The 26,250-nt window shown below is 34.2% G+C and carries 25 protein-coding genes, 1 pseudogene and 2 other annotated features; of the genes and pseudogenes, 6 read left to right on the plus strand and 20 right to left on the minus strand.

The genetic code is table 11. The features are described from left to right. Positions 1 to 78 precede the first annotated feature (78 nt). The 5 genes from ACXY7N_RS01485 to ACXY7N_RS01505 all read right to left on the minus strand — a co-directional run bounded on the left by ACXY7N_RS01485 (position 79) and on the right by ACXY7N_RS01505 (position 7,250). The gene (locus ACXY7N_RS01485) at positions 79 to 714 is read right to left on the minus strand and encodes an FMN-dependent NADH-azoreductase (protein ID WP_001991934.1); all 636 of its coding nucleotides are present in this window, start codon (positions 712 to 714) and stop codon (positions 79 to 81) included. A gap of 242 nt (positions 715 to 956) precedes the next feature. After that, positions 957 to 2,942, minus strand: a complete 1,986-nt coding sequence (gene pbpC, locus ACXY7N_RS01490; RefSeq protein WP_016088063.1) for a penicillin-binding protein 3 — start codon at positions 2,940 to 2,942, stop codon at positions 957 to 959. 154 nt (positions 2,943 to 3,096) lie between these two features. Further along, the gene (locus ACXY7N_RS01495) at positions 3,097 to 3,585 is read right to left on the minus strand and encodes a dihydrofolate reductase (RefSeq protein ID WP_016088064.1); all 489 of its coding nucleotides are present in this window, start codon (positions 3,583 to 3,585) and stop codon (positions 3,097 to 3,099) included. A 19-nt stretch (positions 3,586 to 3,604) separates the two neighbouring features. Beyond that, positions 3,605 to 4,561, minus strand: a complete 957-nt coding sequence (locus ACXY7N_RS01500; RefSeq protein ID WP_016088065.1) for a thymidylate synthase — start codon at positions 4,559 to 4,561, stop codon at positions 3,605 to 3,607. 106 nt (positions 4,562 to 4,667) lie between these two features. Continuing rightward, positions 4,668 to 7,250 carry an alpha-L-rhamnosidase gene (locus ACXY7N_RS01505; RefSeq protein WP_016088066.1) on the minus strand — a complete coding sequence of 861 codons (2,583 nt, stop codon included), beginning with the start codon at positions 7,248 to 7,250 and terminating at the stop codon, positions 4,668 to 4,670. Positions 7,251 to 7,434: 184 nt separating this feature from the next. Between ACXY7N_RS01505 and ACXY7N_RS01510 the strand changes: the two genes are divergently transcribed. Both ACXY7N_RS01510 and ACXY7N_RS01515 read left to right on the plus strand, forming a co-directional pair. Beyond that, the gene (locus ACXY7N_RS01510) at positions 7,435 to 8,892 is read left to right on the plus strand and encodes a serine hydrolase (RefSeq protein WP_016088067.1); all 1,458 of its coding nucleotides are present in this window, start codon (positions 7,435 to 7,437) and stop codon (positions 8,890 to 8,892) included. A gap of 127 nt (positions 8,893 to 9,019) precedes the next feature. Continuing rightward, complete coding sequence (locus ACXY7N_RS01515; RefSeq protein ID WP_016088068.1) at positions 9,020 to 9,256, plus strand: hypothetical protein; 237 nt, start codon at positions 9,020 to 9,022, stop codon at positions 9,254 to 9,256. Between the two features lie 35 nt (positions 9,257 to 9,291). On the opposite strand, the gene ACXY7N_RS01520 is transcribed toward ACXY7N_RS01515, so the two are convergent. The 6 genes from ACXY7N_RS01520 to ACXY7N_RS01545 all read right to left on the minus strand — a co-directional run bounded on the left by ACXY7N_RS01520 (position 9,292) and on the right by ACXY7N_RS01545 (position 14,146). Continuing rightward, a complete protein-coding gene (locus ACXY7N_RS01520) occupies positions 9,292 to 10,230 on the minus strand; it encodes an aminoglycoside phosphotransferase family protein (protein ID WP_016088069.1) in 939 nt (312 codons plus the stop codon). 11 nt (positions 10,231 to 10,241) lie between these two features. Beyond that, positions 10,242 to 10,628, minus strand: coding sequence for a VOC family protein (locus tag ACXY7N_RS01525; protein WP_016088070.1), 387 nt, complete (start codon positions 10,626 to 10,628; stop codon positions 10,242 to 10,244). Position 10,629: 1 nt separating this feature from the next. Then, entirely contained in the window at positions 10,630 to 11,265 is a 636-nt protein-coding gene (locus ACXY7N_RS01530; RefSeq protein WP_033659829.1) for an HAD family hydrolase, read from the minus strand. 107 nt (positions 11,266 to 11,372) lie between these two features. Next, positions 11,373 to 11,960 carry a YpjP family protein gene (locus tag ACXY7N_RS01535; RefSeq protein WP_016088072.1) on the minus strand — a complete coding sequence of 196 codons (588 nt, stop codon included), beginning with the start codon at positions 11,958 to 11,960 and terminating at the stop codon, positions 11,373 to 11,375. A gap of 283 nt (positions 11,961 to 12,243) precedes the next feature. Next, on the minus strand, positions 12,244 to 13,443 hold the full coding sequence (locus tag ACXY7N_RS01540; protein ID WP_016088073.1) for an ABC transporter permease: 1,200 nt from the start codon (positions 13,441 to 13,443) through the stop codon (positions 12,244 to 12,246). After that, the gene (locus tag ACXY7N_RS01545; RefSeq protein ID WP_016088074.1) at positions 13,436 to 14,146 is read right to left on the minus strand and encodes an ABC transporter ATP-binding protein; all 711 of its coding nucleotides are present in this window, start codon (positions 14,144 to 14,146) and stop codon (positions 13,436 to 13,438) included. Before ACXY7N_RS01545 ends, ACXY7N_RS01540 begins: the two co-directional genes overlap by 8 nt. A gap of 153 nt (positions 14,147 to 14,299) precedes the next feature. Between ACXY7N_RS01545 and ACXY7N_RS01550 the strand changes: the two genes are divergently transcribed. After that, positions 14,300 to 14,731 carry a GNAT family N-acetyltransferase gene (locus ACXY7N_RS01550; protein ID WP_016088075.1) on the plus strand — a complete coding sequence of 144 codons (432 nt, stop codon included), beginning with the start codon at positions 14,300 to 14,302 and terminating at the stop codon, positions 14,729 to 14,731. A gap of 29 nt (positions 14,732 to 14,760) precedes the next feature. Next, a complete protein-coding gene (locus ACXY7N_RS01555; protein ID WP_016088076.1) occupies positions 14,761 to 15,288 on the plus strand; it encodes an HAD-IIIA family hydrolase in 528 nt (175 codons plus the stop codon). Positions 15,289 to 15,345: 57 nt separating this feature from the next. On the opposite strand, the gene ACXY7N_RS01560 is transcribed toward ACXY7N_RS01555, so the two are convergent. The 6 genes and pseudogenes from ACXY7N_RS01560 to ACXY7N_RS01585 form a co-directional block, all read right to left on the minus strand. After that, positions 15,346 to 15,786 carry a GNAT family N-acetyltransferase gene (locus ACXY7N_RS01560; RefSeq protein ID WP_033659681.1) on the minus strand — a complete coding sequence of 147 codons (441 nt, stop codon included), beginning with the start codon at positions 15,784 to 15,786 and terminating at the stop codon, positions 15,346 to 15,348. Next, entirely contained in the window at positions 15,783 to 16,256 is a 474-nt protein-coding gene (locus ACXY7N_RS01565; protein ID WP_016088078.1) for an SAM-dependent methyltransferase, read from the minus strand. Before ACXY7N_RS01565 ends, ACXY7N_RS01560 begins: the two co-directional genes overlap by 4 nt. Positions 16,257 to 16,343: 87 nt before the next feature. Continuing rightward, positions 16,344 to 17,042, minus strand: coding sequence for an aspartate/glutamate racemase family protein (locus ACXY7N_RS01570; protein WP_016088079.1), 699 nt, complete (start codon positions 17,040 to 17,042; stop codon positions 16,344 to 16,346). 148 nt (positions 17,043 to 17,190) lie between these two features. Then, positions 17,191 to 18,393, minus strand: a complete 1,203-nt coding sequence (gene eutG / locus ACXY7N_RS01575; RefSeq protein WP_033659680.1) for an alcohol dehydrogenase EutG — start codon at positions 18,391 to 18,393, stop codon at positions 17,191 to 17,193. 87 nt (positions 18,394 to 18,480) lie between these two features. Further along, the gene (locus ACXY7N_RS01580; RefSeq protein WP_016088081.1) at positions 18,481 to 19,920 is read right to left on the minus strand and encodes a GntP family permease; all 1,440 of its coding nucleotides are present in this window, start codon (positions 19,918 to 19,920) and stop codon (positions 18,481 to 18,483) included. 209 nt (positions 19,921 to 20,129) lie between these two features. After that, positions 20,130 to 20,243, minus strand: a pseudogene (locus ACXY7N_RS01585) (HAD family hydrolase); the annotation flags it as partial. A gap of 116 nt (positions 20,244 to 20,359) precedes the next feature. Here ACXY7N_RS01585 and ACXY7N_RS01590 point away from each other — a divergent pair. Beyond that, a complete protein-coding gene (locus ACXY7N_RS01590; RefSeq protein ID WP_016088082.1) occupies positions 20,360 to 21,157 on the plus strand; it encodes a lipid II flippase Amj family protein in 798 nt (265 codons plus the stop codon). A 24-nt stretch (positions 21,158 to 21,181) separates the two neighbouring features. Beyond that, positions 21,182 to 21,757, plus strand: a complete 576-nt coding sequence (locus tag ACXY7N_RS01595; RefSeq protein ID WP_016088083.1) for a nucleotidyltransferase family protein — start codon at positions 21,182 to 21,184, stop codon at positions 21,755 to 21,757. Positions 21,758 to 21,796: 39 nt separating this feature from the next. Here ACXY7N_RS01595 and ACXY7N_RS01600 read toward each other — a convergent pair whose 3' ends face one another. The 3 genes from ACXY7N_RS01600 to aspS all read right to left on the minus strand — a co-directional run bounded on the left by ACXY7N_RS01600 (position 21,797) and on the right by aspS (position 25,925). Continuing rightward, on the minus strand, positions 21,797 to 22,711 hold the full coding sequence (locus tag ACXY7N_RS01600; RefSeq protein ID WP_080118001.1) for an alpha/beta fold hydrolase: 915 nt from the start codon (positions 22,709 to 22,711) through the stop codon (positions 21,797 to 21,799). A gap of 37 nt (positions 22,712 to 22,748) precedes the next feature. Next, positions 22,749 to 24,089 carry a sodium-dependent transporter gene (locus ACXY7N_RS01605; RefSeq protein WP_016134363.1) on the minus strand — a complete coding sequence of 447 codons (1,341 nt, stop codon included), beginning with the start codon at positions 24,087 to 24,089 and terminating at the stop codon, positions 22,749 to 22,751. A 117-nt stretch (positions 24,090 to 24,206) separates the two neighbouring features. After that, positions 24,207 to 24,455: a binding site (T-box leader), on the minus strand. Positions 24,456 to 24,626: 171 nt separating this feature from the next. Continuing rightward, a complete protein-coding gene (aspS, locus tag ACXY7N_RS01610; protein WP_016134362.1) occupies positions 24,627 to 25,925 on the minus strand; it encodes an aspartate--tRNA(Asn) ligase in 1,299 nt (432 codons plus the stop codon). Positions 25,926 to 26,030: 105 nt separating this feature from the next. Further along, positions 26,031 to 26,242: a binding site (T-box leader), on the minus strand. Positions 26,243 to 26,250: the final 8 nt, after the last annotated feature.

The raw sequence follows: 26,250 nt of genomic DNA on the forward strand, positions 1-26,250 counted from the left end.
ATTATACTAGACAAACGAAGGAAAAAGAAGAAAAAATGTCCAAACAGCAAGTGTTTGGACATTTTTAAGTATTCTATATTAGAAACGTTTTGCTAATTCACGAGCATTAGCAATTGCTGCTTCTTTAATTTCTTGTGCTTTTTCAGGGTTTGCATTCATACCTTCAACTGCAATATATTCAGTATCATTTACACCGACAAATCCTAATACAGTTTTTAAGTGATTGCGTCCGAAGTCTACAGCTGCGTATGCTCCTTCAGAATATACGCCACCTGTTGCTTGAATGTGAAGTGCTTTTTTACCTTCTAATAAGCCAACTGGACCATTTTCAGTGTATTTGAATGTTTTACCTGCGATTGCTACGTTATCTAAGTATGCTTTTACTACTGGTGGGTAGCTAAAATTCCACATTGGAGTTACGAATACATAACGATCTGCATGCATAAATGTTTCTAAGTTTGTGTTCATTGCTGCAACTTTTTGTTGTTGAGCTTCAGTTAAAGTTTCAAAGCCTTCACCTGCTGCAAATTTACCCCAAGCAGCGAATACATCTGCATCGATTGCTGGTACTGTAGTGTTGAATAAATCAATTGTTACAACTTCGTCTTGTGGATGTTCGTTTTTATAAGCTTCGATGAAAGCTTCCCCTACTGCCATTCCGAAAGAACCTTCTGCTGAATTTGGATTTGCTGTAATAAATAGTACTTTTGTCATTGTATTCTCTCCCTTTTCTACACTTTATCTTTAATTTGAGATTTATAATTTGAAAGTAAATAACTTACCTTATGTAAGTATAATACAAAAAGTTGTGTTCGATGTCAATAAAAAATAGCTACTTTTTTTTCGTAAGTTAATGATTTATTTTGTTTCCTTAAAATTTAGTATACAGATATTAAGAATTCTTTCGTATAAAAAGGCTAGCTCTACAAATTATAGAGCTAGCCTTTTATTACATATTATTTTTGAAATACATGTTTTACTTTTTCAGCTGGAATATTACTTCCGCCTCTACCTTTTACATCTTCAATCATCATTGTAATGACCATATTTGGTGAATTTAAATCAAATGCAGCGAACCAGCCTAGTTCTTTTCCTTCGGCCTCTTTGGATACTTTTAATTCCGCTGTACCTGTTTTTCCAGCAAGTGTCATGCCATCAATTTTAGCAATTTTCCCAGTACCATCTGGATCATTAATTACTTTCGTCATAGCAGTTTTCAATATATCTTGATTTCCTTTAGAAATCACATTCTCTTTCCAAGCTTTTGGTTGTTTATCTGTTTTAATGATATACGGTGATGGAATCGTTCCATCGTTTACAATCGGCGCATACGTTAACGCTAAATGAAGAGGTGTCATTAACACTTGGCCTTGTCCGTATCCTGTATCTGCCATTTGAATATCATTTTTAATACCATCATTTGCGATTTTAGAAGCAGGGAATCCATATTCAATTGGCAGTTTCTCATCGAATCCGAATTTTTTCGCTTCACTCATAAATTTATCTTTCCCTATTTTCAAAGCTTCTTGTGCGAAATAAATATTATCCGAGTATTTCATTGCCTTATCAAAATCAATCGGGTTTGCATCTTTTACACGCGTTACATAATAATTACCCCAAGAAGAATCTTTCGTCCATTTCAATCCTTCAATTTTCAACTCTTCTTTCGGATCAATTGTTTTCGTTTCAAGACCGATTGCAGCTGTAATTGGTTTAAATACAGAACCTGGAACCGATAATTGTGTAAAACGATTCGTCATTGGTTTTTTTGGATCATTATTTACCGCATCACGTTGCGCTTTTGACGCTCCTCTTGTGAGAGTATTTGGGTTATAAGCTGGCGTGCTTACAAGTGCAAGTGTTTCTCCTGTCTTTGGATTGATTGCTGCACTTGAGCCTACCTCATTTTTCATTTCATTATAAATTTCGTCTTGAACAGCACTATCAATTGTTAAAGTTACATTTTCCCCATCAACAGCATCTGTTTTTGCTAAATTTTTAATTTCTTTTCCTTGTGCATCTTCTAAAAAGACACGGCCACCTTTTTTACCGCGCAGCTTTTCTTCCAGTACTTGCTCCAAACCTGCTTTACCTACTGGATCATCCGCTTGATAGCCTTTCTTTTGTAGCGTTTTTAAATCTTCAGCATTCACTTTTCCGATATAACCAGTAAGATGTGCTGCTGCTTCTCCTAATGGATATGAACGAACATTTACTGGTTTTGTTGCAACACCCGGTAAATCAATGTACGTATTTTGCGTTGCCCCTTCAGGCAATATTCCCATTGGTACAAGGTAATTTGGTTTTACCCATTTAGCTGCTAGTTTTTGATCAATTTCCTCAACAGACATATTTAGCAACTTCGCAACCGTTTCTTTCGTTTGCGGAGCTGTATCCCCTAGTTCTTCAGGAATCAATCCAATTTCAGAAGCTTTACCATTTACCGCAAGATATTTACCGTTACGGTCATATATTTCACCACGTTTTGGTTGCGTCGTTTGCATACGCACTTTACTATCTTTCGTCATACCTGGGAATATAAAATCAGGAGTCCAATCTATTTTCCAAGATTCTTTATCTCCATCTTTTTCTTTCACCATTTTTGCTTCATGGCCAAAAGTAATTTTACCACCAACTGTATCCATGCTTACTTTAAAAGGAACAGGACCTTCATCTTTTTTATCTTCTTTTACTTCCCCTGTTTCTACTTTTAAATCTTTCACTTCAATACCAGAATAAATCTTTTCATATTTCTCAGTGAATTCTTTCTTTGAAATATCTTTTTTTGCCTTTTCTGATAATTGATCATACATATCTGCAAATTTTTGTTTATTCCATGCTTTTGTATATGTATCAAACGCTTCTTGTGGTTTTTCTTCTTTACCGCATCCAACTAACATGAACGTTAAGCAAAGAAAAAGAATCCCCCATATCTTTCTCAATCGATTCTCCTCCTCTTTCTATAGGAATACTTTTGAAAATTTTAGCATTTTTACATGCTAGATTTCATTATAGCACTATTGAACATCATCTATAAACTTATATTAATGAATACAAATAAAAAGATTGATGTGAATACCACATCAATCCTTATTATTATTGTTGCTTCTCATATACATGATAATAGTACGTATACGGATTCTTTTCATCCGTTAAACCTTTTTCAACAAAAACTTCTTTCCAATTTGTCATATCCATTTCTGGGAAGAATGTATCTCCTTCAAATGCATGATGGATTTTTGTTATATATAACTTGTCTACATAAGGTAAAAAGAGATCATAAATTTGCGCCCCGCCAAAAATAAAGATCTCTTCTTCATTTTTGCATAGCTCAAACACTTCTTCTACAGAATGAGCAACTTCACAACCTTCAACTTGATACCCTTCATTGCGAGTTACAATAATATTACGTCTTCCAGGCAGTGGTCTACCAATCGCTTCATAGTTCTTTCTTCCCATAATAAGCGGATGACCCATCGTTGTTTTCTTTACGTATTGTAATTCACTTGGTAAACGCCAAGGTAAATTATTATCTTTACCAATTACTCTATTCTCGTCCATTGCGACCATAAATGAAACTATCATCTTTTCATCTCCTCTACAATTACACTGCAACTGGTGCTTTAATTGCTGGGTGTGGATCATATCCTTCAATCGTTAAATCTTCCATTTCAAAATCAAACACAGATTTCACATCTGGATTTAATGTAAGTTTCGGGAATGGACGTGGTTCACGTGCCAATTGCTTTTCTACTTGCTCAAAATGATTCGTATAAATGTGTGCATCTCCAATTGTATGAACAAATTCTCCCACTTCAAGTCCGCATTCATGTGCAATTAAATGTGTTAGTAGTGAGTAACTTGCAATGTTAAATGGAATTCCAAGGAATATATCTCCACTTCTTTGATATAGCTGACAAGAAAGTTTGCCATCCGCTACATAAAATTGGAATAGCGTATGACAAGGTGGTAATGCCATACTTGGTACATCTTCAGGGTTCCAAGCAGAAACAATTAGGCGACGTGAATCTGGCGTTTTCTTAATCATTTCAATTACATCTGTTAATTGATCAAGTGTCTCACCAGCTGTCGTTTTCCAAGCACGCCACTGCTTACCGTATACGTCTCCTAAATAACCATATTTATTTGAGAAATCATCATCTTCTAGAACGCTCTTTTTAAATAATTCCATTTGCTCATCGTACTGTACTTTAAATTCCTCATCTTGTTGTGAGCGAAGACCGAAATCTGTCATGTCAGGACCAGTATACTCGTCACTTTCTACCCAGCTCTTAAATGCCCATTCATTCCAAATGTTATTATTATGCTGCAATAAATAACGAATATTTGTATCACCTTTCATAAACCAAAGCAGTTCACTTGCTACAAGACGAAACGGCACTCTCTTTGTCGTTAATAAAGGAAAACCTTTACTTAGATCAAAACGCATTTGATATCCAAATACAGATACAGTGCCTGTCCCTGTACGATCTTCTTTCTTCGTACCGTGCTCCATTACGTGACGGCATAAATTTAAGTATTCATTTTCAGCATGTTTCATATGTAGTAAAACCTTCTTTCAATCGTGTATGAAATTTATCATAACATGAAAAATAGTAAATTTAATCATCCTAATCAATAAAAAATATTTCTATATTAACAGAATTCTACCCCTTTATATTTTTACAAAAGGTAAATTTATAATCGCCTGATCCTAAATCCTTTTCAATGTTATGTTCTGCTTTCCAATTCGTTTCGTCTATCCGCAATGTAGCGCTTGTATTTGGTGGTACAGAAATCTGTAGAAAGGCTTGTTCATTTTCTACACACCACTCAATCTTAATTTCTCCATAAGCTGTCTCACGTTTTACTCTAATCCATTCTAAATTCGAATCAAAATGCGGTTGTACATAAGAATGTTTATATGCAGGCTTTGTTTCATCCACTTCTAATCCAACAATATAACGATATATCCAGTCAACGATAGAGCCATATGCGTAATGATTGTAAGAATTCATACTATCATTCCAAAGTGTTCCATCCTCTTTCACGCCATCCCAGTGTTCCCAAATCGTTGTGGCCCCTTTTTTCACTTGGTATAACCATGATGGATAATCTTCATGAAATAGAAGCTTACAAGCAAGGTCATGGCGGTTAAACTTGCTTAATATTAAATTTAAATACGGTGTTCCTATAAAACCAGTAGTTAAATGATTTTTACTTTCTTTTAAAAGCTCAATTAACCGATTAAATACTTTCTCCTTCACATTATCTTTCACTAGTTCAAAAAGCAGTACTAAAATATGGGCTGTTTGGGTATTTGAAATTAACCTTCCATTCGGTGTAACGAATTCATTTTGAAACGCTTGAACAATATTTCCATGTAACTCTGCATAAAACTTAGCATCTGTATTTTCACCTAAAATCTCAGCAATTCTTCGTAAAAGCGATGTAGAATACGCATAAAAAGCCGTCGCAATAAAATATTTGTCTGTTCCGCCTTCAAATACATCTGGTTTCGTATCTAATGCAAGCCAATCTCCTAAATGGTAACCTGTATCCCATATATACTCATTCTCACCTTGTGAACGTATGTAATCTATATATTTTTTCATGCTTTCATATTGTTCTTTTAAAATCGATACATCTCCATAATGCAGATAGTGAACCCATGGACAAATAATTGTTGCATCACCCCAGCCTCCAGAAGTATCCAGATCAAAATCCACTCTTTTCCCAAACGCATCTGGTATAACTAAAGGCACAGCTCCGTTTTTATTTTGGTCTAGCGATAAATCTTGAAGCCATTTTTTAAAGAACAATTGGACATTCATAATTTGTGTAGCGGTCCCAATAAACATTTGTGCATCTCCGGTCCAACCAAGTCTATCATCTCGCTGCGGACAATCTGTTGGCACATCAAAGAAGTTCCCTCTTTGAGACCATTCTACATTATGGTGAAGTTGATTGATTAATGGATTGGACGTTTCAAATTCAGTTACTTTTTCCATATCCGTATGTAATACAATCCCTTCAAAATCTGCTATTTGAGGTGACTGAGTTAATCCACTTATTTTCACATATCTAAAACCTTGATAGGTAAAATGAGGTTCAAACGTTTCCTCCTCTTCTCCTTTTGCTATATACACTATTTTTTGTTTTGCCTTTCGGAGATTTCCATTATAAAAACTACCGTCTTTATTTAATATTTCAGCATGATGTAATTCTATTTTTTGTCCAATATAAACATGACGGACTGTAAAACGCACCCAGCCTACCATATTTTGTCCCATATCAATGAGCCATTCGTGATTAGGTAGGTTTGAAATAGAGATAGGTTTTATAATTTTCATTTTACGAATCGATTCGTTTTCTTGCGCAACAATTATTTGTTTAGAGTGCTCAATTACTTCAACATCTTCTAGCTCTTGACCACTTTTTTCTAGCCTAGCGTCATAAACTTCTCCTCCATAAATTTCCGAATACAATATGGGGCTTGGGGTTACCTTCCATGTTTCATCTGTTACAATTTTTTCTTTCGTTCCATCTTCATACGTTACATGTAATTGAGCAATTATTGCTCGCCTTCTCCCGTAATAATTACGTACATGATGCATTGTAATCGGCCCTTTATACCAGCCATTTCCTACCATTGCAGAAATATCATTTTGCCCAATCTTTAATACATGCGTTATATCATACGTTTGATACAATACCCTCTTATCATAACTTGTCCATCCCGGGGTAAAATAACAATCTCCAATACGCTCTCCATTTATAGAAGCCTCGTATAATCCTAAACTTGTGATATATAAACGTGCTTTTTTAACTAATTTTTTAATAGAAAAGCTTTTATGAAAAGACATAACCTGCGTTCGCTCTTTTTTCGCAGCAATCCAGTTTCCACACCAATTGTCTTTCCCTTGTAATCCAGTCTCCCAAAATGCTACTTCTGACCATGGCGACTCTTCTTCATGATTATCCCATGCCTTCACTCGGTAAAAATAGCGTGTTTCCTTACTATATGAAAACGAATTGATTGGTATATATAAACTTTGATCTGTTTCTACTTTCTGCGAATCAAATACTATAGTTTTAAACTCTCTATCCTTCGCAACCTGCAATTGATACGCAAGTTGTTTTACATTTCGGTTACCCGACTCGAGTTGCCAACTAATTTTAACAACTTTCGAATCTATACCTATCGGATTATTTTTATTATCACAAAGCAATTTCTTTATTGTTAGCACACTGCTTCACCATCTTTTCTAAATCTTAATTTAAATTAATTATAATGAAAATAAAATTCTAAATAAATAATAATTTCATTCATCCTTACAAAATTATTAACTTTCCATAATTAAAAAGGGTTTCATTTTCTATTACCGAAAGTATAGTGCGGTAGAACAAAAATTATATTTGGAGGTTAGAAGTATGTCTAAAATTGAAACTCCTGTTATGGCTTCTTTACAAACAACGGTTGAAAAAATGATGAAAGATTTAAATGTTCCCGGTGCTGCTGTGGCTGTTATAAAAGACGGCGAAGTTATTATTTCAGAAGGATTTGGCTATCGCAATCTAGAGACGAAAGAGGCTGTTACACCGAGTACTCGGTTTGCAATCGGTTCCTCAACGAAAGCTTTTGGCACACTTTCATTAAGTTTGTTAGCACAGCAAAAAAAGTTTAATTGGGATACTCCAGTCCAGTCTTATATACCTAACTTCGCTTTATCTGAACTACTTGCTTCTTCACAAACTACAGGACGAGATTTAGCTTCTCACCGTACTGGGGTCAGTCGCCATGATGCTCTTTGGTACAGCTCTTCTTTAACCCGAAAAGATATAGTAGAAAAAATAAAACATTTATCACTTGATGCACCGTTCCGCACAGCATTTCTATATAACAACTTAATGTATGCAACAATTAGCTATATTGTAGAAAACATTACAAATCAAACATGGGAGCAATACGCTACAGAACATATTTTAGAACCTTTAAATATGAGACATACAAACTTCTCTGTTACAGATTCACAAAATACAGATGATTATGCTTTACCTTACATCGAAAATGACGGTGAAATAAAAGAAGTTCCATTCCGTAACATCGATACAGTCGGCGCTGCTGGTTGTATTAATTCTACAATTGAAGATATGGCCAATTGGGTCCTTCTTCACTTAAACAAAGGAAAGTTTGGAGATCATGAATTAATTTCTCCTGAATTATTACAACAAATGTATACACCGCACAATTCAATTCCAGATCAACCAGTTTTATCACTTCCTGAATCTCCATTAAATAGTTACGGTCTTGGTTGGTTTATTAGCGCTTATCGTGGTAATAAGGTGATTCATCATGGCGGTAATATTGATGGATTTTCAGCGCTTGTTTCATTCATACCAACAGAAAACATAGGCCTTGTCATTTTAACGAATGCTGGAGGCACATTACTGCCTACTTATCTCGCTAATCAAATTTATGATGAACTACTTGAATTAGAATCTATTGATTGGCATAAACGTGCTGTAGAAGATACCGAAAAAATGAAAGAAATGATGAAAGAAGCAACTCAATCCATTCCTGAAAAAATTAAGGGGACCACACCTTCTCACCAATTAGAGGATTATACTGGTACTTTCGAACATCCTGCATACGGAACATTACAAGTATACAAGCGAGATGATTTATTATTTGTACAATTTATGGAGATGGACATTCCATTAGCGCATCATCATTACGATGTCTTCTCTGCAAAAGTTGACTTATTTCAAATGAAAATGAGTTTATTATTCGCTTATGAAATGAGTGTGAGTGGTGAATTTCCATTCCTTCAGTTACATGTGCCAGCTACGCTAAGTACTCAGCCACTTGCATTTAAAAAAATGAAATAAATTTTTAATAGAGGGATGATAACACTTCCCTCTATTTTTCATTAAAATTCACATCCAAATAAAGGATAATACGTAAAAGATACAGAATTCTATTATTCAACTAATTAAATTATTAGGAGGAAAAGCCTTGTACGCAGAAATTTTTAAAGAAGTTGTTTCAATTACTCATCACGATTATTCAGGTTGTATAGATAAGAAAGGATGGGACGATCCTACTACAGGGCTTTCTATTATAGATAAAGGCGAAGGAATGTCCGGAATTGGTATACAACCGCATATACATATCCCGTGGACTCCGAGACATATACAAGAAGATGTAGATTTAAATTTAGCATTACAACTGCTTCAAAAAGAAGAATGGTAAAAAATAAAGGTAGGTGCGAACCACACCTACCTTTTCTATTTCATATTAATCTTTTCTGGTTGAAACCAAATTGGCTTTAATAGCTCAAAATCTTTATGATCCTCTAAAACTATAGTAAGACGCTCTAACGTATCATCTAACATATGCGGTGCTGCTCGTAAAGACCAAACAACTGAAGAGAAAACTGTCATTCCAACGTATACTGCATATAGTTTCCAAAACTCCTCTGGTATTCTCCCATTAAAGTATCCTTCTATTTGTCCGATTGAATACGGAATACTAATGTCCCTTGCAAATAGCGCAATTTTTACGAAATCATGAAGTGGATCGCCCCAATCGTAGCCATTAAAATCAACCACTCCTACATATTTTCCATCCCGTACAATTATATTTTCTAAATGAAAATCATCGTGTTGAAATCGATTTGGGCGGTTTTGTAAATATATTTCATTTTCATCTATAAACTTAATGATTTTATCATCATTTTTTATTTTTATTTTTATTCCGCATGTTTTGTATGCCTCTACATATTTTTGATGTTTTTTCATGGCTCTTTCATACCATGGAAGTATAACATTAGGAGCTTCATATGTATGCATTTTTGCTAAATCTTTTCCTGCCTCTATACCAATTTCATATTGTTCTTTTGGTGAATACGTAGGCAATAGCTTCTTCGCATCTTCCCCTTCTAAATATGAAAAAATGCCATAGCATAAACCTTCTTCTACCAACAAACCCATTTCAATTGGTTTTTGTGCTTGCACACTACGTTTTTGCATTTCATTTAAAATTTGAAACTCTATTTTCTTTCTTTCATACTCTTTTATATCGCCTGTCCGCAATAAATATTTTTCATTATTCGCATTCGTAATTACATACTTCTTATCAGGTGAGAACCCTTTGGAAATTTCTTCAATATTCACTGCATCTTTTACTATTTGTATATTGTTTTGCCCTGCTGTAATTGTCTCCATGTATATTCCCCTTACATTTCTACATTTGGTGTATACGCTACTTCTATAATAAACCCATTCGGATCATAAAAATCAATCGTATAGTACTCATCTGAATAATGATTCATTTCAATCGGACCACGTATTACTTTCACTTTCGCACTAGAAAGAAACTCCGCTACCTCATCCACCACTTCTCTTTTAATAGCTTGGTAACAAATATGTCTAGGCCCTAACGTCCTTACGATTTCCTCGTCTACTTCTTTAAAATATATTTCGCTTTCTCCTGTACTATATGATACTTCATTCAACTTTCTCCATCCAATTATGGAAAACAACATATCGTAAAAAGAAATGGATGCCTCTAAATTTGCTACCCAAAATTCAATATGATGAATACCTGCTCGAAGTGTCTTCATATTAAGAATACGCCCCTTGTACTACTTGCACAATTTCCATCGGCGTATGAACCATAAAATCAGGTGCATCTTTTTTCACTGTTTCAATGACATCATATCCCCAAGATACCCAAATTACGTTCACCCCTGCCTTTTTACACGCTGCTACGTCTCGCTGTTCATCACCGACATATAACATATCTTTCTCTGTTATTTTTTTCGATTTTAAAAACCTTTTTATCATTTTATCTTTACCGAACAAATTTTTAGAACAATACACTTCTTGTATATTTTCTATATCATTATTGTGTAAAAATGCCCGAATATGCTCTTCCGAGTTTGATGAAATAACTGCAATTCCATAGCCTTTTTTATGCAGTTCATCTAATACTTCCTTCATCCCATGGAACAATATAAGATCTTTTATGGCGGGTTGATACAATTTATAAAACTCCAGCGCTAATATCGGTAATTTATACAGTGGTACATCGAGTTGTTTACATCTCTCTGGCATCGTTAATTTACGTAAATACTCAATTTCTTCATCCCTTACCATTTTATATCCGTGCTTTTCAGCAAGTTGATTATAAATTGGTACAAATATATTTTGTGAATCTACTAATGTGCCATCAAAGTCAAAAACAATATATTTTTGCATTCCCATACTCCCTTTGCTTCTTTTTCCTAAACCTATTTTATTCAACAACATATTCGTCTTACCCTTCTATCAACATAAAAAAAGAACAAGATTTTCTCTTGTTCTTTTTAAGAAAGCCATTTCGGCGGCACATTCGTATTCCAATAAATATTTCCTAATTCATGATGCCCATTGTATCCATCATCAAAACGATGATAATGGAAATTAAAATAATAACCATCTTGCGGTGGATGATCTCTTCTTACATGAAATCGAAGTAAATCATTTCCTGATTTCGTATCATAAACGTGAAAAATCTTTTCATTATTTCCACCAGCCGGTCTTTGAGAAATCGCTAATGATTGTAACGACTCCTCTGGTACATCATTTGCCAGTTCAGCAATTGCCTCTTCGATTTTCGGTAATATTACATCTTTAAACTCATCTTCAATTACTGGACCAATTTTAGTACCAAACTTTTGCATTGACTGCTTCTCTGCTTCCTGCATTGCATAAGTAATAAAAGTATCGGTGGTTAACCTGTCATTCGTTTCTTCATATGTATAGGACGTACTCTCCAAATTTTGTTGCCCAGCTGTGCTCGTAGGCTTGTCCGCAGCTTTGGCATTATCAAGCAATATGGAAGGAGGCGTCACTAAACCAAATGTAAATACGGTAATTAATGCGACTAAGGTTTTTCTAAACCAATTTGGCATTTATGTTCCCTCCCCTTTCACTCATTATATTTTATATAACGGTTGTTTCTTCTATTATACAAAATGATTGTAATTTTTGCACTTTACAATTTTGTTAACGTTCACATATTTTTCACTTGAATATGAAATTGTAAGATTTCATACAATATAAATACAACCACAATGAGGAGGCAACCAGATGACTTTAGATTTCATGTATTCCGCCGCAAGCATACTCGTTTTAGTATATTTTATTTATCAATGTGTGACAGATTAGAAAAAGAGCAGTTTTTCGGCTCTTTTTCTATGGTAAAAATACAATCCAACCAATCCATACTATAAAAATAATCCCGGCAATTACAGCTGGTAATAAATAAAAATGAGAAAATATAACTATTCCATATAAAAGTAGTACCGGAAATAATAAATAGCGATCTGCTTTCCATCTTAACAATAGTAATTTCCCTTCATCACAATATAAATGAAGAAACATTTTTTTCGTAAATTCATTCCAATAATCGCGCGCATAACGAGAAATTGCAACTAAAGCAAATACTAGAATAATAGCTGCAATCCACCTCGGACTCATAATAATACTTACAGTGCTTATACATACAATTTGAATATAAAATATTCGTGCACTACTTGTACGGAAAAATTCTTTTAAAAAGGATTCGACAATACGAGAATCCTTTTTCTTCCCTAAAAACTTTTTAGACCGCGGAAACATCCACGGTTTTTTATTCGAACTACTCGGTTTAGCCGCATGACCACCAACTTGCATAATTCCACTCGTCCAGCGCATACTTTCTTCTTTCTCTTTCTCAACTTCTTTAAAAAAGCAATTTTTATAATTTAATTTTTCATTTATCAATACGATAATTAGAAAAACTGCTAGACCGATACATAGTATAGAATAAAATGGATTTTTATAAATAAAAAATAGACTCACTCCAAAAAAGGATAGACTTATAGAAAACATTACATTTTTTATAATCCATAGTAGCCATCGTTTCCCCACACGTACATGAATAAATCTCGTTAATAACGACAACATAAATCGAAATACAGTAAAGAATAGCCAAAATAATACGACTTGTACCATCGTTACTCCAATACTTTTCAGCAACACTGGTAACATAGCAACTACTACCACTACATTCGTTATCGCTATTCGAATAAACGTATATGTCATACCATACTGGATTAACTTTTGCATGTTAGCGGGATACGAAATTAAAAATAAACTATCCGCTTGTTCAAAAAATGAGCGAACTCCTCTTGCATATGTAATCACATAAAATGCGAGTAGGCCTAACCCGAAATAAACTGTCTCTCCTATCGATAGTTCCTCCATCCATAGTGAACGATAATAAATCCCCATAAATATAAGTGCCGGAATAATAATATATAGCGCAACTGTCCAATCCGTTATAGAACGTATGGACTTCCATTTACGCCCCAGTTCATGGCGCAATCTTTTATAAAATTGTTGTTTAATCATGTTGTTCACGCCTTACAATTACATCAAAGCAGTCTAATAATGAACTCCCTGGCATTTCCGCTAACGTTTGGATTGCTTCTAAATGTCCATCTGCGACTAATGTACCTTGTGAAATGAGTAAAAATCTCTCACAAATTCTTTCAGCTGTATCTAATACGTGCGTACAAAGTAAGATCCCTGCCCCGCGTTCTTTTTCTTTATATAAATAACTTAAAAACTCTTTCGTAGCTACTGGATCTAAACCGATAAAAGGTTCATCAATGATATAAAAATCCGGTTCAGTTAAAAATGCCAAAATGAGCATCGATTTTTGTTTCATACCTTTTGAAAACTTTGATAAATACTCATGTTTATGTTTATCCATTCGAAATATATGTAATAACTCTTCCGCTTTCCTTTCCCAGCTTCCTACTTCGTTGTCGCGAGTAGCCATTAATAATTCAATATGTTCCCAGAGCGTCAAATAATCATAATATGTCGGATGTTCCGGCACGTATGCATAAGGATTTTTCTTTTCACCGAATGATATTTCACCATTTATATTTACAAGTAAACCGAGCATCGTTTTAATCGTCGTACTCTTCCCAGCTCCATTCGCACCAATAAGTGCAACTAATTCACCTTTTTCAATTGAAAAGGCAATATCATGAATTGTCTTTTCCCCTATATCATATCCGGCAGAGCGGATATTCACTTCTAACATACATTCCCCTTCTTTCCATTTCCAATACAATCAAGGAAAAGAATAACATATAACTATCTATATATCATTATAAAATATTTATTTTCGTTGCAGGAATAAATACTTTTTAACAGAATATTTAATGTTTGATTATATTTTATTGGAGTGAATAATATGTCTGTTCAAATTCGTGAAGCTACGATAGGCGATATAGATGCACTTTGTTCTTTAACATCAGAATTAAAGGGTTCCTCTATTTCCTATGAAGATATGAACAACCGATTGCAATTCGTACAAATGAGTCCGTTTGATTTCTTATATGTTTATGAGGAAGAAAAGACTATATTTGGATTACTTGGGTTTCGTATACGTGAAAATTTAGAAGATGTAACTCGTTATGGAGAAATTTCAATTATTAGTGTTGATTCTACAATACGGAGGAAAGGCATTGGACAAGTGTTAATGGATTATGCGGAGCAATTAGCAAAGACACATGATTGCATTGGCACATGGCTAGTCAGTGGAACAAAAAGATTAGAAGCACATCCTTTTTACAAAAAATTAGGATATGAAGTAAATGGATATCGATTTGTAAAACATTTTTAAACTACTTTTTAATGGAAAGGACTATAACTATGACAAACATCGAAGCAATTTTTATTGATCGTGACGGTACAATTGGCGGTGACACTACAATACATTACCCCGGATCTTTTACATTATTTCCTTTTACAAAAGCAGCCCTGCAAAAACTAAAATCTCGAAATATAAAAATTTTCTCTTTCACAAATCAGCCAGGTATCGCGGATGGGATAGCAACTGTAGCTGATTTTGCACAAGAATTAAAAGGTTTCGGCTTTGATGATATTTACGTATGTCCTCACAAACACGGTGATGGTTGTGAATGCCGTAAACCAAGTACAGGTATGCTGCTCCAAGCAGCTGAAAAACACGGGATTGATTTAACAAAGTGCGCTGTAATTGGTGATCGCTGGACCGATATCGTTGCAGGAGCAAAAGTGAATGCAACAACGATTTTAGTACGAACAGGCGCTGGATATGATGCTTTACATACGTACCGAGACAAATGGGCACATATTGAACCAAACTACATTGCAGAAAACTTTGAAGATGCTACAAATTGGGTTTTAAATCAACTATAATACAAATTAAAAAAGACGTTTTCACAATGAAAACGTCTTTTTTAATCTTATATTTTTTTAAAACGTTAATTCATAATGGAAATAACGATTATCTCTCAAATAACCATTTTCAGCGTATAATCGCTGTGCTGATAAATTATCAATCTCCGTTTGTAATTTTACACCTTTTGCACCATTTTCTAATGCAAATTCTTTAGCAGCTTCTAATAATTTTTTACCTGTTCCTGCTCCGCGCTTAGTGGCTTGTACAAACAGATCATTTAATATCCATAATTCTTTCATCGAAATAGAAGAAAATGATGGATATAATTGTGTGAATCCAATATATTCCCCGTCTTCAACTGCCACGAAAATAACGGATTCTTTTCTCTCCATTCGATTTCGCAAAAATACTTTTGCTCCTTCTATATCAGAATCTTGTCTATAAAACATACGATAGTTATTAAAAACTGATGCTAGTCCATCTAAATCTGCAATTGTTGCCTCATATATTCTCATTTTACTCCATTCCCCTTCCAATACTGTCTCATTATATCCGTTGCCCATTTAGGCTGTAGAATTTCTTCTTTCGGCATAAATTCTTTCATTATCGGCTTTATATCCAATATAGGGGTGCCATCAATAGCATCTAACCCTTCAACAATAATTGATTTTCCTTCTCTTTTGATTACCTTTACAATTGTTGCTCCTATGCGATTCGGACGGTTTTTCCCACGCTGTGCAAAAATCCCTACTTTAGGATAATCATGATTATTTCTAGGATGTCTAGCAACATATTGAATTTGTTCATCAATTACTTTGTGAAAATAAAAAACTACTTCAATATGAGAAAATTCTTCAATCCCTTGTATACTTTCCTCTGTATACATTTCCGTTAAAGTAATATAGGATCTTACATCTCCCCACTCATCATCTTTTATTTCCTTTCTTTCATTATGTACAAATGCGATTGGTTGAACTGAAAACATACGCATTCCCCCTTAAATGTAACCACTTACATTATAAAATATTTTCTGAATGTTTTCCACACACGCGAACTAGGTTACATAATATAATTATAATCTATTTTGTAAAGCAAAATGAACTGCTTCAACTGCATGTATATGAGTTGTGTCGAATATCGGAACTGATACGTCTTCCTGCTTTATTAATAATCCTATTTCTGTACAACCTAATATAATTCCTTGTGCCCCTTCTTGTACTAGCTCTTCTATAACTCTTTTATAATATTCTCTAGATTGAGGTGTTATCTTTCCTAAACACAATTCTGTATATATTACTTCGTTTATCTTATCCCTATCCTTTTTTGATGGAACCATTACTTCTATATGATTTTCCTCTATGCGTAACTTATAGAAATCTTGCTCCATTGTATATTTTGTTCCAAGTAAACCAACCGTTTGAATATCTTTCCTTTTAATCTCTTTCGCAGTTGCATCAGCAATATGTAAGACTGGAATATGAATATTCTCCTTTATTTTCTCAACTACTTTATGCATTGTATTTGTGCAAATAATTATAAAATCTGCTCCGCCCCTCTGTAACGAATATGCCGCATTCCCTAATACTTCTCCTGCTCCATTCCAATCCCCATTAGACTGGAATCGTTCAATCTCTTCAAAGTCCACACTATGAATCATACATTTTGCTGAATGTAATCCTCCTAATCTCTCTTTTATTTCTTCATTTATGATTCGATAATATTCAGAAGTTGATTCCCAACTCATACCACCAATTAAACCTATTGTTTTCATTAAATAACACCAACCTTATACTATTTTTTCAAGCCAATCACAACATTTTATTATGTACATTATACATAATAAAGCAAGACTTTACGTTTATAAATGTAAAGTCCTGCTTTAACTATTTCCAAGGAAATTTTATAAGAATATTCTGAAATTATTTTTTGAATGTTTTTGTAAAATCTTCATATTGATAATGAAAACATTCTCGATACAACTGTTTAATTTCATCATATGATGGCACACGTGGATTATTTGCTGGACTTCCACTTTCAATTGCATCTGATGCCATTTTAGAAATAGCTTTTTCAAATTCAACCTCACCAATTCCATATTCTTTTAAATTTGGAATCCGAAGATCAAAACAAAGTTTTTTTATTTCTCCCAGTGTGTAGTCGGCTACTTCTTCATCACAATAGGAATACAAATCTTCATTCAAACAACGTCCTATGTCTGCTAGTCTTTTTACTGCACTACCTTTTGTATATTCTAAAACTGTAGGTAATAGTATTGCATTCGATATACCATGTGGTACATGAAATAACGCTCCTACTGGCCTTGACATTCCATGAACTAACGTAACAGATGCATTTGAAAACGCGATTCCAGCTTGTAAGGAAGCAATCATCATCGCTTCTCTTGCCTCCATATTATCTCCATCTTCATATGCAATACGTAAATATTTCATAATACTTTCAATTGCTGAAAGAGCAAGTACATCTGTAAGTGATTGTGAAGCTTTAGAAATATATGCTTCAACTGCATGACATAATGCATCTATCCCTGTTGCTGCTGTAATATGTGGTGGTACCGAACGTGTTAAAATTGGGTCAATAATTGCTAGTTGCGGGGTAAAACTTGGATGCTTCATCATCATTTTTACATCTGTTCGCTTATTCGTAATTACTGCTACACTTGTAACTTCTGATCCAGTTCCAGAAGTTGTCGGAATTGCAATAAGTGGTAGCGGATCATTGTCTATTTCCATATCCTTTTGGACATAATCTTCCACTTCTCCACCATTTGTATATAACACCGCAACTGCTTTCGCAGCGTCAATACAACTTCCACCACCAATACCGATAATAAAATCACACTTTTCTTCTTTACAAAGAGATAACGCTTCTAACACGTGTATATTTGTAGGCTCAGCATTTACTTTATTATATGTAATAACAGTAATACCTTTCTCATTTAGTTGTTGTATACACCTCTCAACATATCCTAAATCCTCCATAATTGTATCAGTAACTATGAACGCTCTTTTTCCACACTTCTTGGATTGTTCCCCCAGCTTTTCAAGCGAATTTCTTCCATATAATACAGACTTCGGCATACGAAACTCAGCAACTTCTTGCAAGTACTCCACCCCTTCTTACCCTACTTAACGTTTTAGTTTATAAAATATCAACTATATAAATCTTTACGATTCATATAGTTCCTATTTTTAATAAATTCCTGTTACTGTATAGAATGCGATAACTAAAAATACAGCAACCGTTTTCAAAATTGTAATAGCAAATATATCTTTATATGACTGTTTATGTGTTAATCCTGTTACTGTAAGAATAGTAATAATAGCCCCGTTATGTGGTAATGTATCCATTCCTCCTGATGCCATTGATACGATACGGTGCATAACTTCTAATGGAATATCAAATTGATTGGCTGCTGCAATAAACTTATCTCCCATTGCACTTAAAACGATTCCCATTCCTCCTGATGCAGAGCCTGTAATACCGGCTAAAATATTCGTCGTGACTGCTCCATTCACTAGAGGATTTGTGAATGTGGCAGAGATGCCATCTCTCATAATCGCAAATCCTGGAAGTGCTGCGATGACACCACCGAATCCAAACTCAGCTCCTGTATTCATCGTTGCAAGTAGCGCTCCACCAATACTTGTATTCAACCCAGCTTGAAATCCTGTTACTACTCGTTTCCAATATAATAATAACGTTGTTACTATACCTATAATAAGTGCCAATTCTACTGACCAAATACCAACTACTGCACTTAATTCTACTTTTCCAAAAGCCTTCATACCAATGGCCGAAAAATCAAAACCGTTCGGATACCACTTCGGTATCATAATAGTAAAAACTTTATTCATTACACCAACTAAAATAAGTGGTATAAAAGCAATCACTTGCTGTGCTCTTGTAATTTCAATACTTTTAAGTAACGGCATATCTTTTTGTTCTACTTGTAAAGAAGCTGCCATTTCAGTATTCCCATCGTTAAAACCAAAATATCCTTCACCTGCTTCTTTTGCCTTCTTACGTCTACTCTCTAAATATAGTAACCCTAACGTAAGTACAAAAATTGCTCCTACAATACCAAGTATTGGTGCAGCATAAATGTCCGTTTTGAAAAATGTTGTAGGTATTACGTTTTGAATTTGTGGTGATCCAGGTAGCGCATCCATTGTAAACGTTACTGCTCCAAGAACGATTGTTCCAGGGATTAAACGCTTTGGAATATTCGCTTGTCGAAACAACTTAGCTGCGAACGGATATACAGCAAATACTACTACATACACACTAACACCACTATACGTTAAAATAGCTCCCATTAACACAATCGCTAATATCGTACGTTTTTCACCAACTAACTCTATAATTGTCTTTGCAATAGAGTCTGCAATCCCTGACATTTCTACTACTTTCCCAAATATTGCTCCAAGTAAAAACACAGGAAAATATAGTTTAATAAAACCTACCATTTTCTCCATAAAAATATTCGAAAAGAAAGGTAACACAAAACTAGGCTCTGTCAAAAATACTGCAAATAATGCAAAAATCGGTGCAAATAAAATAACAGAAAACCCTCTATATGCTACAAACATAAGTAAACTAAGTGCTAATAATATAATAACTAGCTCCAATTATACCCCCTCCTTTAAACAGAAAATTCAAATTTTTATAGATAAACTTCTACTACTAATCTTTTGATTCTGACATCCCTCCTCTTATTCATACAAATTTTTCATGCTAAAAATGTCTAATTATACATATTCGATTACATAAGAAAAATCCCTTTAAACAGAAACGATTTCATCGTCATACGTTATAAAGGGATTTTTAGTCTCTATGTTTACTGCTTTATCAAACTATTTTCTAAACAAAAATGATGTAGTTCTTTTACATCCTTTACTATATGAGTCGCACCAACTTCAGTCAATTCCGTTTCACTACCATAGCCATATAATTATCTTTTTTTCTGAAAAATTACTTTTCCTATGTCACATACTTTCAGTTACAAAAAAAGATACATATGGTAAAGTAAAAAAGTTATAATTATTTTAATAGAAACTGGTGAAACAAATGTCAATTACGTTAATTCTTATAATGGCCTTTACAATTATAATTCACGCAGTCGAAACAAGTTCTTATAGTATTCGATTAGCAGGAGTTCGTTTGAAAAAGATTGCCGTTGCTTTATCTGTTGTAGGGATGGTATTACTTATTTCAAGAACATCAAACTTACTACAAGCCTTTTTAATCGGTGGAATTGTCGATGAAGCAAAATTAGATTCTTCTATTAATTTAGAGCATATTATACGACTTGTACTATTATCTGCTTCTATCGGTACATTACTTGCGATTTTACTATATCCAACTTTGACCAAACTATTTGGATACGTCATTCAAAACTTTGAAACAGACGGTTCTTTCATTCGAATGATGAAAACGAATAACATTCAAAAATTAAAGTACACAAAAAGATATGTACGGTTTCCAAAGTTAGAAATGATTCATAGACTACGCATTGGTGGTATCCCAAAGCGTATTATGCTTATTAACATGTTTGCTACTGCAATTTATACAGCAGGGGTTCTTTCTGCCCTTTATGCCTCTTTTCTAAATCCAGATTACGCAACAAATGCAAGTACAGCTTCTGGCCTTGTGAATGGTTTTGCTACAATTTTATTAACAGTGTTACTCGATCCACGTATAGCACTTTTGACAGAACGCGCTTTACAATCAGAAAATGGCGCTGAATCTATGAGTAAAATGTATGGCTGGCTAATGATATCTAGACTTCTCGGTACTTTACTCGCACAACTGTTGTTCGTACCAGGTGCTTACTGGATTTTATGGATTATTGAACTGATGCATTAATTTACTAGAAAGGTGGATTTATCAATGAAGATACAAACAGAGCAAGATATCGTTCGCTTAATAGAAAACGACGAATGGATGATGAATGTATTACAAATGGCCAAATCACTAGAACTACCTGATTGGTGGATTTGTGCCGGATTTGTTCGTTCTAAAATTTGGGATACTTTACATAATTACGAAGCTAGAACGGCTATGCCTGATGTTGATGTGATTTATTATGATAGTCTACATAAAGACGAGATATACGAACAATCATTAGAAACGAAATTAATAAATATTGATGCTACTATCCCTTGGTCGGTAAAAAATCAAGCTCGTATGCATGTAGTAAATAATATGCCACCGTATTCTTCTTCTGTTGATGCTATTTCTAAATTTCCTGAAACAGCAACTGCTTTAGGAGTTACGCTTGACGAACTAAACAACGTCATATTAACGGCCCCATGCGGGATTGAAGATGTGCTCTCATTACAAGTGAAACCGACAGCTCATTTTCTTGAATCGAAAGAACGAATACATATGTACAAAAATAGAGTTAATAAAAAAAATTGGCAAGATAAATGGCCTAATATTACAATCACTCATCCAGAAATTTAAAATAGAGCGCTTCGCATTATACGAAGCGCTCCTTCTTTTTTAGTTCAAAAAATGAATGACTGTTTCAGCAAATCGATCAGCTTCCTCATAATGTGGTGTATGGCCACTCTCTTCGAATGTGATACACTTCCCATTTTGAGCATCTTTATTAAATGTTTCAATTTGTTTTTCACACGTTACTGCATCATGTTTTCCTACAATTAATAACATTGGATTTTGTACATCTTTTATTTTTGGTAAAAATGAAGTATGAAATGCTCCTTCTAATTTTAATCTATCAAAATGAATTTGAGAGCGATTTGAAAATACTTCCCACTCTTCATCACTATATAAACGATCGTCTGTCACATCTTCCTTATAATTGTAAATCTCCATTCTTTTTTCTTCTAATTTATCACTTAGTCTTATATAAGCTTCTAGCAACTCTTCTGAACTAGCATTGCTAGAAGAATAAGCAAGGGACTCTTCTGCTACTTCTTCTTTTCCATATTTTTTTAATAAATGCCCTGTCTTTTGTAACAAAGCTTTACTTGTTAATGCAAAATCAAAAGTTGGCCCTTCAAATATTATTCTCTGTATTGAACTTGGATATATCGACGCATATAACAATGCTACATATCCACCGAAAGAATGTCCAATTACAGACCACTTCTCAATGTGTAATACTTTTTTTAGTTCCTCACAGTCTTCAATCAAATCATTTAATCCAAAAGCTTCGTCCTCAGTAATTTCTTCTGAGCGACAAACACCTCTTTGATCAATCATAATTACATATAAAGAATCTTTTAAACGTTCCGCTTGATGAAATGAAAAATCATAGCAACTTTCTCCCGGTCCACCATGCAAGAATAAGACTGGTTTATCTTTAGGATTTCCATGCGTTTCAACGTATAGCTTTTTCCCTCTAATATTCATGTATTTCCCTGCTTCTATCAAATTCGCCTTTATAATCATCACCTCATTTTTTTACTGAATATTATAACATTTGACATTAAATAATTCCTATTACATTTAAAAAGACGATGATTATTGCAAGTGGCGCTACAAATCGAAGTAAAAACGCCCAACAAGTAAATACTTTCTTTCCATAATTTCCACCTACAAAAAACTCTGCTTCTTGCACCTTTTTTTCCATTTTGAATGAAACGAAAATACTAATAAATAGCGCTCCGAGTGGCATTAATATATTACTAGATAAAAAGTCTACTGCATCAAAAATATTTTTTCCAAAAATCGTAATATCACTCCATACTCCAAATGATAGTGCGGATGGTATACCCACTAAGAAAATGCTGAAACCGATCATCCATGATAATTTCGTTCTTCTTTCTTGTTCACCATTTGCTAATGCTGAAACAACTGTCTCTAATAGAGAAAATGCTGATGTTAATGTCGCAAATGTAAATAGTGCGAGAAATACTGTTAAGAAAAACCCACCGAATGGAATTTGACTAAATACTGATGGTAATACGATAAATAGTAATCCAGGCCCTTCTGTTGGCTCCATTCCTAATGAAAATACGGCCGGAAAAATAGCAAGACCTGCAAATAGTGAAACAAATAAATTCAATCCAACAATTGTTATTGCTGATTTTGGTAAACTTTCTTTTTTATTTAAATACGAACTATACGTAACCATAATCGAAATTCCTATGCTAATCGCAAAGAATGATTGGCCCATTGCGAACAAAATACTTTCTGAAGTAATCTTTGAGAAATCTGGTTGTAAGAAAAACTTCACACCTTGCATTGCATTATCAAGTGTTAACGAGCGAATAATAAGAGCGACAAATAAAACGAACAATGCTGGTAGCATATATTTACTTGCTTTTTCAATTCCATTTTGTACACCCTTTGATACAACCCAAATCGTAATGAACATAAAAGCAAAATGCCCCATAATCGCCCAAGCGGGATTTCCAATTGTTTCAGTAAATAACGAACCGTAATTTTGTCCCGGAGTTATAAGTTGTCCAGTTACTCCTCTGAATAAATAAATTAGTACCCATCCACCTACAACACTATAAAATGAAAGTAATATAAAACAAGTCCCAACCCCAAGACGTCCAATCCAATGCCATCCTGAATTTGGTGCGATACTTTTAAATGCTCCAACTGCTTGTTTCTGTGTACTGCGTCCAATCATAAATTCAGCTATAAGTAGTGGTAGTCCAATTAATACAGTAAATAATATAAAGATTAAAAAGAATGCTCCTCCCCCGCTCTTCCCGGCGATATAAGGAAACTTCCATATTGCACCTAGTCCAATTGCTGATCCTGCTGCAGCCATTATAAAACCTAATTTCGAAGTCCATTGCTCCGTCTGTTTCATCTTATTTTCCTCCTAATTAAATCATTTTATATAAATAATTAAATTTTATAAACCAATCCAAATAAACCCTCCATTTCTTTTTCTATAAAATAAAAAATGGCTCAGCATCTCTTTATATAAAGAGACGCTAAGCCATTTACTTAACGCGGTACCACCCTTATTGATTCCATTATGAATCCACCTTAGTAGTAATCGTTTGATTACAAACCTAATATCGAAGGTTAACCGTTAAGATTTACTAAGAATGTGATTCCGTTCCACCTTACTGCTCCTAGGCGAGTTCAGGATGTCATTTGACTATGTCACACCAACCCATAGCTCTCTGTACAAATATACGACCTTACTACTCCTATTCAACACATTTTAATATTTAGAATATATTTTCTTTTGAAATTAATATGAAGTATATCTGTTATATTTGTAACTGTCAAGGGATATATTAAAATTTGATGAGAAAGTGCGGAATTATATTAACGAAGAAATAAAAATCCGTTGTAATATGAAATAGTACAACGGATACATTTCCTCCCCCTATTATTAAGGGATAAGTCTTGTACAGTCCCTTGGAAAAGCACTCGCCTCTCGTACATTTGTTAATTCTAATAGTTTGTATACAACTCTCTCTAATCCAATTCCAAAACCGCCATGCGGAGGACAACCATATCGGAATGTATTTAAATAAGATTGAAATGTATGTGGATGTAATCCTTTTTCTTTAAAAGAGGCAAGTAACATATCATAATGATGAATTCGCTGTGCCCCTGATGTTATTTCTAATCCTTTATATAGTAAGTCGAACGAATCAGTAATTGCTGAATTCTCGTTATTCGGCATCGTATACATCGGTCTCGCTTCTTTCGGATAATGTGTAATGAAAACAAATTCACTATTATATGTTTCCTTCACATATTTCCCTAGTAACTTTTCACCTTCTGTATCTAAATCCCCAATTGGAGACTCTTTCCGGTACTTACTTTTCAAAATTTCTTGCGCCTCTAACAATGTGATTTTCGGTATTTCAGTAATGTCAGGTACTTCTATTTGTAATAGTTGTAGTTCTTTTTCACAGTTTTTTGCTACTTGTTGAAACATATATCGTAAAACATCCGTTTCTAATTGCATCACTTCATGAAAATCACGAATAAACCCAAGCTCTACATCTAATGATATATATTCATTTAAATGACGAGAAGAATTATGATGTTCCGCTCTGTAAACAGGTGCAACTTCAAAAACACGTTCTAACCCTCCAGCTACCATCATTTGTTTATAAAACTGTGGTGATTGCGCTAAATAAGCTTCTTTTTGGAAGTATGGAAGCTTAAAAACATTCGCTCCTCCTTCTGCCCCTTGCGAAACAATTTTCGGAGTAAATATACGTGTGAAATCGTTTCCTATAAGAAATTCACTAAAACTCTGAACGAGCGTAGATTTCACTTTAAATATCGCCGCGGTTCTCTCATGCCTTAATGATAATACCCGCTCATTCAGTAGTTGATCTAAGCCAACTTGTAACTTCTTTTTATTTATTTCAAATGGAAGTTGTTCTGCGCCATTTAATATTTTCACTTCTTGAGCAAGCACTTCAACCCCTAATTCTGTTTTCGAAGTCTCCACAATTTCACCAACTACTTGCACGACACTTTCGACATCTACTTTATATCCAGCTAACTCGTTTTCTAATACACATTGAATTACTCCTGTTCTATCCCGTAATAATAAAAAACTAACATTACCTAGATGACGAATCTTTTTTACCCACCCTTGAAGTAATACAACCTTTCCGCTTTGCTCCGTACATTCTTTTGTGAGTGAACGCTTCATTATTGAATTCATTACATTTCCCTCCAGTAATTTTATATTTATTTACGTTATTGTTGTCATCGTCATCATCCACGGTCACTCACCTCCTTTCAAAGAATACAAAAATCCGCCCCTATAAATAGGGACGGATTTTTCCGCGGTACCACCCAAATTGTCATAATGACCATCTTAGCCCTGATAACGGTAGGTACCGTTTGCTTTTACTAATTATCACGTTCAAAGCAACACTCACAGGTGTCTTTCCATTATGCGGTATCGCAATCTTCCCAGCAACCGATTGCTCTCTGTAGACCTTTGCATCATGTACTTTTCCTGATCATCACTTTTTATATTTACA

The sequence above is a fragment of the Bacillus sp. 5w2 genome (assembly GCF_054353775.1).